This window comes from Methylobacterium sp. Leaf456 (assembly GCF_001425465.1).
Lineage (GTDB): Bacteria > Pseudomonadota > Alphaproteobacteria > Rhizobiales > Beijerinckiaceae > Methylobacterium.
Genome location: NZ_LMQV01000001.1, coordinates 92,046 through 105,144 on the forward strand (window position 1 = coordinate 92,046; position 13,099 = coordinate 105,144).

The 13,099-nt window shown below is 69.3% G+C and carries 12 protein-coding genes; 3 read left to right on the forward strand and 9 right to left on the reverse strand.

Annotated elements, in window-relative coordinates; genetic code table 11:
- Positions 1-62: 62 nt before the first annotated feature.
- From ASG52_RS00495 to ASG52_RS00520, 6 genes are all read right to left on the reverse strand, one after another.
- Positions 63-431, reverse strand: a complete 369-nt coding sequence (locus ASG52_RS00495) for a DUF6481 family protein (protein WP_056237478.1) — start codon at positions 429-431, stop codon at positions 63-65.
- A 99-nt stretch (positions 432-530) separates the two neighbouring features.
- Positions 531-740, reverse strand: a complete 210-nt coding sequence (locus ASG52_RS00500; protein WP_056237482.1) for a cold-shock protein — start codon at positions 738-740, stop codon at positions 531-533.
- A gap of 220 nt (positions 741-960) precedes the next feature.
- On the reverse strand, positions 961-1,299 hold the full coding sequence (locus ASG52_RS00505) for a DUF6883 domain-containing protein (protein WP_056237486.1): 339 nt from the start codon (positions 1,297-1,299) through the stop codon (positions 961-963).
- Complete coding sequence (locus ASG52_RS00510; protein ID WP_056237489.1) at positions 1,296-1,547, reverse strand: hypothetical protein; 252 nt, start codon at positions 1,545-1,547, stop codon at positions 1,296-1,298. Before ASG52_RS00510 ends, ASG52_RS00505 begins: the two co-directional genes overlap by 4 nt.
- 111 nt (positions 1,548-1,658) lie before the next feature.
- A complete protein-coding gene (mfd, locus tag ASG52_RS00515; RefSeq protein ID WP_056237492.1) occupies positions 1,659-5,270 on the reverse strand; it encodes a transcription-repair coupling factor in 3,612 nt (1,203 codons plus the stop codon).
- Between the two features lie 218 nt (positions 5,271-5,488).
- Positions 5,489-5,785, reverse strand: coding sequence for an FAD assembly factor SdhE (locus tag ASG52_RS00520; RefSeq protein WP_056237495.1), 297 nt, complete (start codon positions 5,783-5,785; stop codon positions 5,489-5,491).
- 166 nt (positions 5,786-5,951) lie between these two features.
- On the opposite strand from ASG52_RS00520, the gene recG reads away from it, so the two are divergent.
- Positions 5,952-8,138: an ATP-dependent DNA helicase RecG gene (recG, locus tag ASG52_RS00525; protein WP_056237496.1), complete on the forward strand. Its 2,187-nt coding sequence runs from the start codon at positions 5,952-5,954 to the stop codon at positions 8,136-8,138.
- Between the two features lie 298 nt (positions 8,139-8,436).
- Complete coding sequence (locus ASG52_RS00530) at positions 8,437-8,763, forward strand: hypothetical protein (RefSeq protein ID WP_056237499.1); 327 nt, start codon at positions 8,437-8,439, stop codon at positions 8,761-8,763.
- Positions 8,764-8,785: 22 nt separating this feature from the next.
- Here ASG52_RS00530 and ASG52_RS00535 read toward each other — a convergent pair whose 3' ends face one another.
- Positions 8,786-9,574, reverse strand: coding sequence for a DUF502 domain-containing protein (locus ASG52_RS00535; protein ID WP_056237503.1), 789 nt, complete (start codon positions 9,572-9,574; stop codon positions 8,786-8,788).
- Positions 9,575-9,823: 249 nt separating this feature from the next.
- Between ASG52_RS00535 and ASG52_RS00540 the strand changes: the two genes are divergently transcribed.
- On the forward strand, positions 9,824-10,258 hold the full coding sequence (locus ASG52_RS00540; RefSeq protein WP_056237506.1) for a GlcG/HbpS family heme-binding protein: 435 nt from the start codon (positions 9,824-9,826) through the stop codon (positions 10,256-10,258).
- A 55-nt stretch (positions 10,259-10,313) separates the two neighbouring features.
- Here the strand turns inward: ASG52_RS00540 and ASG52_RS00545 are convergent, their stop codons facing one another.
- Positions 10,314-10,958 carry a 3'-5' exonuclease gene (locus tag ASG52_RS00545; RefSeq protein ID WP_056237509.1) on the reverse strand — a complete coding sequence of 215 codons (645 nt, stop codon included), beginning with the start codon at positions 10,956-10,958 and terminating at the stop codon, positions 10,314-10,316.
- A 69-nt stretch (positions 10,959-11,027) separates the two neighbouring features.
- Positions 11,028-12,854, reverse strand: a complete 1,827-nt coding sequence (gene glmS / locus ASG52_RS00550) for a glutamine--fructose-6-phosphate transaminase (isomerizing) (protein WP_056237511.1) — start codon at positions 12,852-12,854, stop codon at positions 11,028-11,030.
- Positions 12,855-13,099 lie beyond the last annotated feature (245 nt).

Consider the following 13,099-nt stretch of genomic DNA (forward strand, 5'->3'; position numbering starts at 1 on the left):
CCGGTCTCAGACGCGGAAGGGGCCGCGGGTCGGAGGCCGACCCGCGCAGCGAACGCGTTCGTTCAGCGCCGCAGCTTGATCTTGGCCTTGCGGGCGGCGTAGCGCGCGTCGCGCTCTTCCTTCTGCTTGGCCTGGGCGACGCGGGCGCGCTCGGCGGCGGCCTCGATCTCGGCGGCCTTGCGCTCGGCTTCGGCCGCGATTTCGGCGGCGGCGAGGGCGGCCTGTCGCTCGGCTTCGAGCCGGCGCTGAATCTCGCGCTCCTGGGTACGCTCCTCGCGGGCGGCGGCGATGGCCTGACGCTCGGCCTGGCGGGCCAGCACGGCCGGATCGTCGCCGGCGGGGCGGGCGCGAAAGCGGGCCAGCATCGCCTCACGGGCGGAGGCCGAATTCTGGCGGCGGTCGTCGAACGAGTTCTGCTTGGCGAAGCTCACGTAAATTCCTTGAACGGGCCGGGCTCGGGGGTGAGACCCGGCGAAAACGCGTGAAGCCGCCCCGGGCGGAGCGGCTTCGACATCAGGCGAGATCGCGGATCAGGCGACCTGAAGCTGGCCAGCCGACTGCTTGCCGGAGCGGCGATCGGTCTCCATCACGAAGGAGACCTTCTGGCCCTCGGCGAGGCCGCGCAGGCCGGCGCGCTCGACGGCGGAGATGTGGACGAACACGTCCTTCGAGCCGTCCTCAGGCTGGATGAAGCCGAAGCCCTTCTGATCGTTGAACCACTTGACGGTGCCGGTCTGCATGTAAATTCCTTGTTCTCCGCAGGGTACGTGTCGAGGGCCTCTGCGCCACTTGGCGCCGAGCCCATACAGATCATCGATGACGAAGGAAAAAGAGAACCGCCCTGCGGAGGCGTCACGGCCCAGAGAATCCGGCCTCGTATCGATGATCAGAACCATGCGCCTCAAACGAGAATTTAGCAAGGCGCGATTTTTATTGGGCGGTTTTTGAGGAAAATCATCGTCATCGGCACGGATAGGCCGTGAGAAACCGGGCTGTATCGTCCGGCGTCAGTTCCCACACGGTGCGCACGCGCGGCGAACGCCCGTCGGGTGCCATGAGCGGCCCTTCGAACGTGAGGCGGGGAAGACCGATCGGCGGCGTTATGAGCCGGCCCTGCGCGTTGAGCCAGGGATGTGCCGCGAGGGCGGACGCGAACGCCTCCGACTCTGCGGGAGAGAAGCCGAAACCGAGGAAGAACTTCGCCTTGGCCCCACCCACGGGGTGATCGATGTCCAGCAAGTATCTGACGAGCTTGTCTTCTGCGATTTGCCAGAGGCTCGGCCAAGGATGGGCGCTCAAGCGGCGGCACGCTCGACGAGGCGGAGGGAAGCGCCCTGGACAGTCGCCAACGAGCCGACCGGCTCGGCGAACTCGACTACGTAGGCCACGCCGTCCCGGTAGACGCTGAGCACGATTCCCTCGCTGCCCGCCGGCATCGTCGCGCCGTCATCGATCGCGACGTCGGCCGTCAGCATCACGTGGTCGAGATCGCGGAAGGTGTCGAGCGGTGCGGCTTGGCGGAAATGGAAGAACGCTTCGCGGGTCATGGGAGTCCACCTCCTGGCGACACGTATCGTAAACGTACATCGCGGCCGAGCGGTGACAAGGCGCCGACGGACGCAGCAAGGCGATCTGGCGGTGCCGGGGGGCGAGGCCACTCACGCCGCCTTCTTCTTCCCCCGCCCGGCGATCGTCACCAGCCCGCGCATGATCTGCGTCGTCACCTTCAGGCGCTCGGGGATCGTGTCGAGTTCGCGGATGAAGACCACGCTCATGTCGGGGCGGACCTTGGCGAAGGAGCCCTGCTCCACGACCATGGCGGCGAGCCCCTGCGGGTTGGCGAAGGACTTGTCGCGGAAGTGGACGACGACGCCCTTCGGGCCGGCCTCCACCTTCTCGACGTTGGCGTCGCGGCACAGGATCTTGATCGTCACGATCTTGAGCAGTTGCTCGACTTCCGGCGGCAGCGGGCCGAAGCGGTCGATCAGCTCGGCCCCGAAGCTCTCCATCTCGGCGTCGTTCTCGAGGGTCGAGAGGCGGCGGTAGAGGCCGAGCCGCACCGTCAGGTCCTCGACGTAATCCTCGGGGATGGTGACGGGGGCGCCGAGCGCGATGGTCGGCGACCACGCCTCGGCCTGCGGCTCCTCGATGCCGGCTTTCAGCGCGGTGACGGCGTCCTCTAGCATCTGCTGGTAGAGTTCGTAGCCCACTTCCTTGATGTGACCGGACTGCGCGTCGCCCAGAAGGTTGCCGGCGCCGCGGATGTCGAGATCGTGGGAGGCGAGCTGGAAGCCCGCGCCGAGGATGTCGAGGCTCTGCAACACCTTGAGGCGCTGCTCGGCCTGGGCGGTGAGCTGGCGGTTGGCCGGCGTCGTGAACAGGGCGTAGGCCCGCGCCTTGGAGCGGCCGACGCGGCCACGCAGCTGATAGAGCGCGGCGAGACCGAACATGTCGGCCCGGTGGACGATCAGGGTGTTGGCGGTCGGGATGTCGAGGCCGGATTCGACGATCGTGGTCGAGAGCAGCACGTCGTACTTGCCCTCGTAGAACGCCGTCATGACGTCCTCCAGCTGCCCCGCCGCCATCTGGCCGTGGGCGACCGCGACCGTGGTCTCGGGCATCTCCTGATCGAGGAAGCGCTTGACCTCGGCCAAGTCCTCGATGCGCGGCACCACGTAGAACGACTGGCCGCCGCGGTAGCGCTCGCGCAGCAGCGCCTCGCGGATCAGCAGCGGGTCGAACGGCGTCACGAAGGTGCGCACCGCCAAGCGGTCCACCGGGGGCGTGGCGATGATCGAAAGTTCGCGAACCCCCGTCATGGCGAGTTGCAGCGTGCGCGGGATCGGTGTGGCCGAGAGCGTCAGCACGTGGACGTCGGCCTGGAGCGCCTTGAGCCGCTCCTTGTGGGCCACGCCGAAATGCTGCTCCTCGTCGACGATGATGAGGCCGAGATCCTTGAAGGCGACGTTCTTGGCCAAGAGCGCGTGGGTGCCGACCACGATGTCGACCTTGCCGTCGGTGAGCCCGGCCCGGTTCTGGCGCTGATCGCCGGCCGAGACGAAGCGCGAGAGCTGCGCGATGTTGATCGGCAGGCCTTTGAAGCGCTCGACGAAGGTGCGGTAGTGCTGGCGGGCCAGGAGCGTGGTCGGCACCACCACCGCCACCTGCTTGCCGGAGATCGCGGCGGCGAAGGCCGCGCGGAGCGCCACCTCGGTCTTGCCGAAGCCGACATCGCCGCAGACGAGCCGGTCCATCGGACGGCCGGCATTGAGGTCGTCCAGCACCGCGTCGATGGCGGTGGCCTGATCCTCGGTCTCCTGGAAGGCGAAGCGGGCGGCGAATTCCTCGTAGAGGCCCTCCGGCGCCTTGAGCGAGGGCGCGGGTTTCACGAAGCGGGCGGCGGCGACCTTGATGAGTTCGGCCGCCATCTCGAGGATGCGGCGCTTCATCTTGGCCTTGCGGGCCTGCCACGCCCCGCCGCCGAGGCGGTCGAGGGCGACCTCCGAATCCTCCGAGCCGTAGCGGGTCAGGAGTTCGATGTTCTCCACCGGCAGCAGCAGCAGGCCGCCGGTATAATGCAGCTCCAGGCAATCGTGCGGGGCGCCCGCCGCCGTCACGGTCTTGAGGCCGACGAAGCGGCCGATGCCGTGGTCGGAATGGACCACGAGGTCGCCGGGCTGGAGCGCCTGGACTTCGAGGATGATGTCCTGGGGCCGCTTCGACTTGCGCTTCTGGCGCACCAGCCGGTCGCCCAGAATGTCGCCTTCGGCGATGACGGCGAGCCGGTCGATGACGAAGCCGGATTCCAGGCCCCAGACCGCCATCGCCACGTCGGTGCCGCGCTTGAGCGCGTTGACCGCCGTCAGCGTGTTGATCTCCATCGGCTTCTTGAGGCCGTGGTCGGTCAGCACGCCGCAGAGCCGGTCGCGCGAGCCGTCGGACCACGAGCCCAGGATCACGTGATGCCCGGATCCTTGGAGGTCGCGGATATGCGCGACCGCGGCGTCGAACACGCTGGCCGCCTCGTCGGCGCGTTCGGGGGCGAAGTTTCGCCCCGCTTTGGCGCCGCAATCGATCACCGCCCGCTCGTCGGAATCCGGCTGGGCGAACGGCGTGAGCCGCGCGACCGCGGCGGCCTCGACCTTGGCCTTCCACTCGTTGGGCGTGAGGTAGAGCGCGCGGGGCGGCAGCGGCTTGTAGGGCGCCACGCCCGATTGCGGGTTCTTCAGCGCGCTCTCGCGGGCCAAGAAGTAGTCCTGGATCAGCGAGAGGCGCTCGGTCGCCGCCTCCTCCACCTGCGCGTCGAACACCATCGGCACGTCGCCGAGGTAATCGAACACCGTGTCGAGGCCGTCGTAGAACAACGGCATCCAATGCTCGAGCCCGGCATAGCGCCGGCCCTCGCTCACCGTCTCGTAGAGCCGGTCGTCGCGGGTCGCGGCGCCGAAACTCGTGAGATATCCTTGTCGGAAGCGCCGGATCGTCTCGGTGGTGAGCTGCACCTCGCTCATCGGCACGAGATCGAGGGAGCGCAAGGAGCCCACGGTGCGCTGCGTCTCCGGATCGAAGGCGCGGATCGACTCCAGGGTATCGCCGAAGAAATCGAGGCGGATCGGGTTCGGCAGGCCGGGCGGCGAGAGATCGAGGATGCCGCCGCGCACGGCGTATTCGCCCGTGTCCCGCACGGTGCCGGTGCGCAAGAACCCGTTGGCCTCGACCCAGGCCACCACCTTGTCCATCGGCACCACGTTGCCGATCGCGGCCGAGAACGTCTCGACCGCCACCTTGGCGCGGGGCGGCACCCTCTGCACCAGGGCGTTGACCGTGGTGCAGAGGATGCGGGGCTTCTCCTCCGACGAGCGCGAGCGGGTGAGCCGCGAGAGCGCGGTCATGCGCTGGGCCGCGATGGCGCCGTTCGGGGAGACGCGGTCGTAGGGCTGGCAGTCCCAGGCCGGAAAGCTCATCGCCTCGATCTCGGGGGCGACGAATTTCAGCGCGGTCTGGAACGCGTTGGAGCGGCCGGAATCGCGGGCGACATGCACCAGTACCGCCGGGCCCTCGAACGAGCCGGACAGCGCGCGGGCGAGGTCGGCGACGACGAGCGCGTCGAACCCGTCGGGCACGGAGGCCAGCGTCGGGCTGTCGCCGCGCTTCAACGCATCGAGCGCCTTGGTCAGGGCTGCGGATTTCGGCAGCGCGAACCGGGCGGTCTGCGGCTTCGGCGCGGGGGCCTGAGGTTTGGCCGGGGATTTGGGCTGGGGCTTGGCCATCGGGCGTGACAGTTCACAAAAACGGATCGGGACAGGCGCTGCGTGGATCGTCCTCGATCCAAACCATCCCCCTCATCCTGAGGTGCCGGCGCGGTCGCGGCGGCCTCGAAGGAGGGCTCCAGAGATCGCGCGACTTCTGGAGCCCTCCTTCGAGGCTGAGCTGACGCTCAGCACCTCAGGATGAGGGGGATGGATGGGACAAGGGGTCGGCTGTCGCCTCAGTTATGGATCGGCGCGTCGTGCCGATGGAACGCCTGGAGCCGGCGGTAGACCGGGGTGTCGTAGTTCTCCGGCGTCGCGTCCTCGCCGGTGAGCCAGCGAAAGAGATCGCGGTCGGGCACCTCGATCAGCGCCTCGAACTGCGTCAGCTCCGCCTCCGAGAGGTCGCCGATCTCGGAATCGGCGAAGCGGCCCATGATCAGGTCCATCTCGCGGATGCCCCGGTGCCACGCCCGGAACAGGGTGCGGCGGCGGCGCGGGTCGAGGTCGGCGCTGGAGCGGGTGGTGCCGGACATGGAGACGAATCCCTCCGAGATGGCTCTCGTGGTGACGACAGGCATGTAGAGGGGTGTCCGCCGATGGGCAAACCGTACACGCGCGTGATGCCATATGCGCAGATGCGGGCCTGCGGCTAAGCGGAGTATCGTGGCGGCCGCGCCGGTCCCGCGCTTCATGAGACCCATGATCCCCGACACACCCCTGACCCTCACCGCCGATGACGACGCCCCTCCCCGCCCCGCGCGGGACGACGCCCCGTCGCTGCGTCCGAGCATCCTCGACGCGCTCTTCGCCCCCGCCCGCGGCCTGCCCGGCGTCGGACCGAAGATCGCGCCGCTCATCGAAAAACTGCTGGGCTCGGAAGAGCGTCCGGCCCGCGTGGCCGACCTGTTGTTCCATCTGCCCCAGAGCGGGGTCGCCCGGCCGCTCTGCGGCTCGATCCGCGATGCGCCGACCGGCGAGCCGGTGACGCTCGGCGTGACCGTGGCGGCGCACCGCCCGCCGGGCCTCGGCAAGCGCGCCTTCCGGGTGCTGGTCGAGGACGGGACCGGCGACATCAGCCTCGTGTTCTTCGGCATGCCCAAGGGCCGCATCGAGAAGATGCTGCCGCTCGGCAGTCATCGCTACGTCTCCGGCCGGATCGACCTGTGGGACGGCTACCGGCAGATGGTGCATCCGACCCGCATCCTCGACGAGCAGGGGCTCGCGAGCCTGCCCGCGGTCGAGCCGATCTACGGCGCGACCGAGGGCCTGACCTCGCGGGTCATCAGCCGAATCGTCCACGGCGCGCTGGAGCGGCTGCCCGTGCTGCCCGAATGGCAGGACCCGGCCTTCCTGGCGCAGAACCGCTTCCCGGCCTTCGCCGATGCGCTGCGGATCGAGCACCGCCCGGAGGAGGCGCCCCCGCCGCCGCGCGAGGGCGAGACCCCGCCGCCGAGCCCGGCCCGACGCCGCCTCGCCTACGACGAGCTGCTGGCCTCGCAGCTCGCGCTCGCCCTGCTGCGCGCCCGCCAGCGGCGCAAGCCCGGCCGCGTGAATGCCGGCGACGGGACCCTGAAGGCGCGTGTCGAGGCCGCCCTGCCCTTCGGCCTCACCGGGGCGCAGTCCCGCGCGGTCGAAGAGATCCGCGCCGACATGGCCTCCGACCGGCGCATGCTGCGCCTGCTTCAGGGCGATGTCGGCTCGGGCAAGACCGCGGTCGCGCTGCTCGCCATGGCTTCGGCGGCCGAGGCCGGGCGGCAGGCCGCGTTGATGGCACCCACCGAAATTTTGGCCCGCCAGCACTACGAGCGCCTCGTGCCGCTGACCGAGGGCCTGCGCCTTCGCTTGCTGACCGGCCGCGACAAGGCCTCCGAGCGCCGGGCGACGCTGGCCGATCTGGCGTCCGGCAACATCGACATCGTGGTCGGTACCCACGCGCTGTTCCAGGAGGCGGTGGCGTTCCGCGATCTCGGCCTCGCGGTGGTGGACGAGCAGCATCGCTTCGGCGTCCACCAGCGCCTCGCGCTCGGCGCCAAGGGCGAGGCGGTCGACATTCTGGTGATGACAGCGACCCCGATCCCGCGCACGCTGGCGCTCACCTTCTTCGGCGACATGGACGTGTCGGTTCTCGACGAGAAGCCCGCCGGGCGCCAGCCGATCAAGACCATCACGATCCCGAACGAGCGCATCGGCGACGTGGTGGAGGGGCTGCACCGGGCGCTTCAGGCGGGCGACCGGGTCTACTGGATCTGCCCGCTGGTGGCCGAATCCGAGTTCGTGGACCTCGCCGCGGCCGAGGAACGGTTCGAGGATCTGAAGCAGCATTTCGGCGACGCGGTCGGCCTGATCCACGGCAAGATGCCGGGGCCGGACAAGGACGCCGCGATGGAGGCCTTCGCAACGGGGCGCACCCGCGTGCTGGTCTCCACCACCGTGGTCGAGGTCGGCGTGGACGTGCCCGAGGCGACCATCATGGTGATCGAGCATGCCGAGCGCTTCGGGCTCGCCCAGCTCCACCAGCTCCGCGGCCGGGTGGGGCGCGGCTCCAAGGCCTCGTCATGCCTGCTGCTCTATCGCGGCCCGCTGGGGCAGGTCGCCAAGGCGCGGCTTGAGATGATGCGCGCCAGCGAGGACGGGTTCCGGATCGCCGAGGAGGACCTGCGCCTGCGCGGCGAGGGCGAGGTGCTCGGCACCCGCCAGTCCGGCATGGCGGCCTTCCGGCTCGCCCGGCTGGAGAGCGACGGCGACCTGTTGGAAGCCGCCCGCGACGACGCCCGGCTCATCGTCGAGCGCGACCCTCGGCTCCAGAGCGAGCGCGGGCGGGCGCTCCGGGTGCTGCTCTACCTGTTCGAGCGCGAGGCGGCGATCCGGCTGATCGGAGCGGGGTGAGCCGGGGGCTGGAACGCGAATCCGTTCAGGTTCGTTCAGAAAACCCGTGAAACTGAACGGCCCGTTCAGGAAAGCGGAAGCGGCCGAAAAGGACAGCAGAATGTCGCAGCGCCGACGCGCGCTATCGACGTTTTGCCAACAAGATCAGGGATTTGACTGGGCCGACGGACAGCCCGGATGAGCGGGGCAGTAGGCGGAAAATCGGGAATTACCTTGTATCTGCCCCAATTGCCGCTTAACTGGAGATGAACAAACGGCCTCGTAGACCGGGGTGCCACTGGAAAAAAGGAGGGTCGCCATGTCGATCGCACCGTTCCAACGCCTGCCGGGTTCCTCCGAGAATTGGGGAGCCGACGCCCTTTCCGCCGAGCCCTGGCTGATGCCGATCAGCGACCGCGTGAGCCGCGACGAGACCACGGCCGACGCGCTCATGAGCGCGGTGAAGCAGTCCTCGCGCCGGTTCTGGATCGCCGCCAACGCGCTCTGTGCCGTGCTGGCCCTGCTGCTGACCGCTCAGGTCGCGACCGACTGGAACGGCCCGGTCGCCCGCCCGGCGGCCACCAATCAGGTCGCCGACGCCTCGCCGCCGACCATCGCGGCCGAGAAGGCCTCGCTGCAGCACTGATCCGTTCGGTTCTTTCTCCTGATCAGCCATCCTGGCGCGCCGGCTCCCGGCGCGCCTTTTCCATGTCCGGGGCACCTTGCGTCTGGCGCAAGGTCGCCGCCATGGCGTTGAGGCGGGCCTGCGGGTCCTCGGGCTGGATCACGCCCGCCGACATCACGAGCTTGGCCGCGTCGTCCACGCTGATGCCGACCTCCACGATCTCGGAGCGCGGCAGGTAGAAGAAGAACCCCGTGGTCGGGTTCGGCGCGCAGGGCAGGAACACGCCGACATAGTCGTGCGCGCCGCCCTCCTTGGCCTGGAGCGCGTCTCGCACCTCGGTCGCGGCGGGGGCGGAGAGGAACACCACCGACCACGTCCCCTTCACCGGGAACTCGACCAGCCCGACGGTGCGGAACGAGGTGCCGTTGGCCGAAAACAGCGTCTCGAAGATCTGGCGCAGGCCCTTGTAGAGCCCGGAGATGACCGGCGTGCGGGCGAGCAACACCTCGCCGAACTCGATGACCGAGCGCCCGACGAGGTTGGCGGTGAGGAAGCCCAGCATCGTCAGGGCGACGAAGGCGATGACTAGGCCGAGGCCGGGAATCGAGAACGGCAGGTAATGGTCTGGCAGGTAGTTGGCCGGCACCAGGGGCTTCACCCAGCCGTCGATCAGCGTGATGAACCACCACGTGATGTAGATCGTGATCGCCAGAGGCCCCGCGACGATGATGCCGGTGAGGAAGTAGGTCCTCAGCCGCCCGCGGGCGCTGACGCGCTTCTTCGAGGACGCGGCGTCCGGAGCCTCGGGGATCGGCGACAGGGTGGGCGCCACGCAATGCACCTCGGGCGACGGAGCCGGGACGGCGGGCTTTTTCGACGCCGCCCAGGGACAGGGACCCCCGGCAGAGACGTAGCGGTTGGAACCGGGCGGCTCAAGGCTTGAACGGCCGCGCTGCGCCGTCGGACGCGACGGCGCAGCGCGAAAAAGATCGATGGCGCGCGAGGCGACTTGATCGGCCAGGCTTGACGCATACCTCGGCCCTCGGGCCCGTGAGGCCCAGCGTTTTACGGAGGACACGCCATGCACGTCACCATCGAGCAGGCCGAGAAGGCGATCGAGGCCGCCCGCGTCAAGGCGGTGGAGCTCGGCACCCAGATGTGCATCGCCGTGGTCGATTCCGGCGGCAACCTCAAGGCGTTCCACCGTATGGACGGCGCCTGGGTCGGCTCCATCGACATCGCGCAGAAGAAGGCCAAGACGGCGGTGTTCTTCGGCATGAAGACCGGCGCCATCGGCCAGTTGTCGCAGCCCGGCGGCTCGCTCTACGGCATCGAGCACTCGAACGACGGCCTCATCACCTTCCCCGGCGGCATCCCGATCGTCGATTCCGACGGCGAGATGTCCGGCGCCATCGGGGTCAGCGGCTCCTCGGTCGAGAACGACGACGCGGTGGCGCTCGCCGGCGCCCAGGTCGTCGGCGACACGGAACTGCCGGACCACCCCTGGCGGACCTGATTCTTTTGTCGTTTGCGACGGCGCCCCTGCGGCGCTGTCGCGGACGGAGCCGGCCTCACCCCTTCCGCGCCCGCTTCGGCCACGGCCCCTCCGGCATCGGCGGCGGGGCGATCCAGTTGGTCGGGCCGCCGCGAAAAGTCTCGGGCATGGGCAGGCCGCCCTTGTGGCCGTGGAGCCAGAGGAAGACCCGCAGCGCCAGCCACGCATCCTCCAGGGCCCCGTGGCGTGCCCCGGCCCGGCGGGCGCCGATCTTCGCGCAGACGGCATCGAGCGAGGACGAACCCGGATGGCCGCGGTCGCGGTAGGTTTGCATGGTGCAGAAGGCGCGCGACGCCAGCGGCGTCAGGCGGCATTGGCCGAATTCCTGCGCCACGAAGCGCAGATCGAACGCTGCGTTGTGGGCCACCACCAGCGGCGCCCGATGCAGGAAGGCGTGGATCGCCGCCGCGTGCGCCGAGAACGGCTCCTGATGCCGCAGGTCCCAATCGGAATAGCCGTGCACCGCCGCGGCACTCGGATGGCAGTCCCGCCGCGGATCGAAGGCGAGATGGATGTGGTCGAGCACGGGTGCGCCCGCCGACAGGCTCGCGGTGTCGAGATGGATCGCGGCCAGCGTCACGATCCGGTCGGCGGCGCCGAGCCCCGTCGTCTCGACATCGACGAAGACCACCTGCTCCGGCAGGGCCTGCGCTGCGGCCATGACGATCCTTCGGCACGAACCGGCAAAGGTTAGCCCCGCTGCGTCGGACCCGGCAAGGTTCTGGGCGCCCTACTCCACCGTCACCGACTTCGCCAGATTCCGCGGTTGGTCCACGTCTTTCCCCATGAAGACGGCGGTGTGGTAGGCAATGAGCTGCACCGGCACCGCGTAGACGATGGGGGCCACCACCGGGTCCACGTCCGGCATGGTCAGCGTTGCCAGCATGTCGAGCCCGGCGGCGTCGGCACCCCGGGCGTCGCCGACGAGGATGATCCGGCCGCCGCGGGCCGCGACCTCCTGCATGTTCGAGACCGTCTTCTCGAAGATCGCGTCGTGGGGGGCGATGACGATCACCGGGACGCTCTCGTCGATCAAGGCGATCGGGCCGTGTTTGAGTTCGCCCGCCGCGTAACCTTCGGCGTGGATGTAGCTGATTTCCTTGAGCTTCAGCGCCCCTTCCAGCGCCATCGGGTAGCTGGTGCCGCGGCCGAGATAGAGCACGTCGCGGGCCTTGGCGATCTCGCGCGACAGCGCCTCGACCTCGCTCTCCAGCTTCACCGATTCCGCCATCAGCCCCGGCACGGTGATGAGCGCATCGACCAGCGCCCGCTCACGCGCCGCGTCGAGGGTGCCCCGCGCCCGGCCCGCCGCGATGGCGAGGCAGAGCAGCACGGTCAGCTGGCACGAGAAGGCCTTGGTGGAGGCCACGCCGATCTCGGGGCCGGCGAGTGTGGGCATCACCGCGGAGGATTCCCGCGCGATGGTCGAGGTCGGCACGTTGACGACGCTGAGCGTGTGCTGCCCTTGTGACTTGGCGTAGCGCAGCGAGGCCAGCGTGTCGGCGGTCTCGCCGGATTGCGAGATGACCAGCGTCAGACCGTCTCGCTCCAGCGGCGGCTCGCGGTAGCGGGTCTCGGAGGCGACGTCGATCTCGACCGGCAGCCGCGCGATCGTCTCGAACCAGTACTTGGCCACGAGGCCGGCATAGAAGGCGGTGCCGCAGGCGGTGATCGACAGGCGCGACAGTTTTGCGAAGTCGAACGGCAGGGCGCCGGGGAGCGCGATGCGGCCACCGGCCATGTCGACGTAGTGGGCGAGCGTGCGGCCGACGACCTCCGGCTGCTCGTGAATCTCCTTCGCCATGAAGTGGCGGTGGTTGCCCTTGTCCACGAGGTAGGCCTGCGTGGCGATGCGCTGGCGCGGGCGCTTGACCACCGCGCCGTCGATGTCGCGGATCTCGGCGCCCTCGCGGGTCAGGATCGCCCAGTCGCCCTCTTCGAGATAGGTGATCTCGTCGGTGAAGGGGGCGAGCGCCAGGGCGTCGGAGCCGAGATAGGTCTCGCCCCTTCCGAAGCCGATGGCGAGCGGTGCGCCGTGACGGGCGCCGATCAGGAAGTCTTCCTGCCCCGCGAACAGGAAGCCCAGCGCGAAGGCGCCGCGCAGGCGCGGCAGCGCCGCGGCGACCGCCTCGACCGGCCCGTTGCCCTGCGCCATCAGGTGATCGACCAGCCGGGCCACGACCTCGGTGTCGGTGTCGGATTCGAACCGGGCTCCGGTGGCTTGAAGCTCTTCCTTCAGCTCGCGAAAATTCTCGATGATGCCGTTATGCACCACCGCCAGCCGCTCGGTGGCGTGCGGGTGGGCGTTGGTCTCGTTGGGGCGTCCATGCGTGGCCCAACGGGTGTGTCCGATGCCGATGGCGCCGGACAGCGGCGCCTGCGACAGCTTGATCTGGAGGTTCGCGAGCTTGCCCTCGGCGCGCCGACGCTCCAGCCGGCCGTGCTCCAGCGTCGCGACCCCGGCGGAATCGTAGCCGCGATATTCGAGCCGCCGCAGGGCCTCGACCAGCCCATCCGCCACCGACTCGCGCCCGACGATGCCGACGATTCCGCACATGGTCCGATCCTCAACGCCGCCCGGCCGCACACATTCCGGCATCCCGAAACGGGACGCCGCCCCGCTCCGCCCTCTTTCCGTGCAAGGGACGGACCTCGAGGGGGCGCGCGAAACCGGGCTTGTACCGGATCGCGGCGGCACAAGGCCAGGGTTTGGATGGAGCTTTGCGAGCAGGCACCAGCCTCATTGCCAAACCTCGGCCGTCATTCCGGGGCCGCGCAGCGGAACCCGGAATCCACCCGTGA

Bases quoted from the DNA above. Each gene is read 5' to 3' on its own strand.
- ASG52_RS00500 (WP_056237482.1), bottom strand. From the start codon at position 740: ATGCAGACCGGCACCGTCAAGTGGTTCAACGATCAGAAGGGCTTCGGC.
- ASG52_RS00510 (WP_056237489.1), bottom strand. From the start codon at position 1,547: ATGACCCGCGAAGCGTTCTTCCATTTCCGCCAAGCCGCACCGCTCGAC.
- mfd (WP_056237492.1), bottom strand. From the start codon at position 5,270: ATGGCCAAGCCCCAGCCCAAATCCCCGGCCAAACCTCAGGCCCCCGCG.
- ASG52_RS00520 (WP_056237495.1), bottom strand. From the start codon at position 5,785: ATGTCCGGCACCACCCGCTCCAGCGCCGACCTCGACCCGCGCCGCCGC.
- recG (WP_056237496.1), top strand. From the start codon at position 5,952: ATGATCCCCGACACACCCCTGACCCTCACCGCCGATGACGACGCCCCT.
- ASG52_RS00530 (WP_056237499.1), top strand. From the start codon at position 8,437: ATGTCGATCGCACCGTTCCAACGCCTGCCGGGTTCCTCCGAGAATTGG.
- ASG52_RS00540 (WP_056237506.1), top strand. From the start codon at position 9,824: ATGCACGTCACCATCGAGCAGGCCGAGAAGGCGATCGAGGCCGCCCGC.
- ASG52_RS00545 (WP_056237509.1), bottom strand. From the start codon at position 10,958: ATGGCCGCAGCGCAGGCCCTGCCGGAGCAGGTGGTCTTCGTCGATGTC.
- glmS (WP_056237511.1), bottom strand. From the start codon at position 12,854: ATGTGCGGAATCGTCGGCATCGTCGGGCGCGAGTCGGTGGCGGATGGG.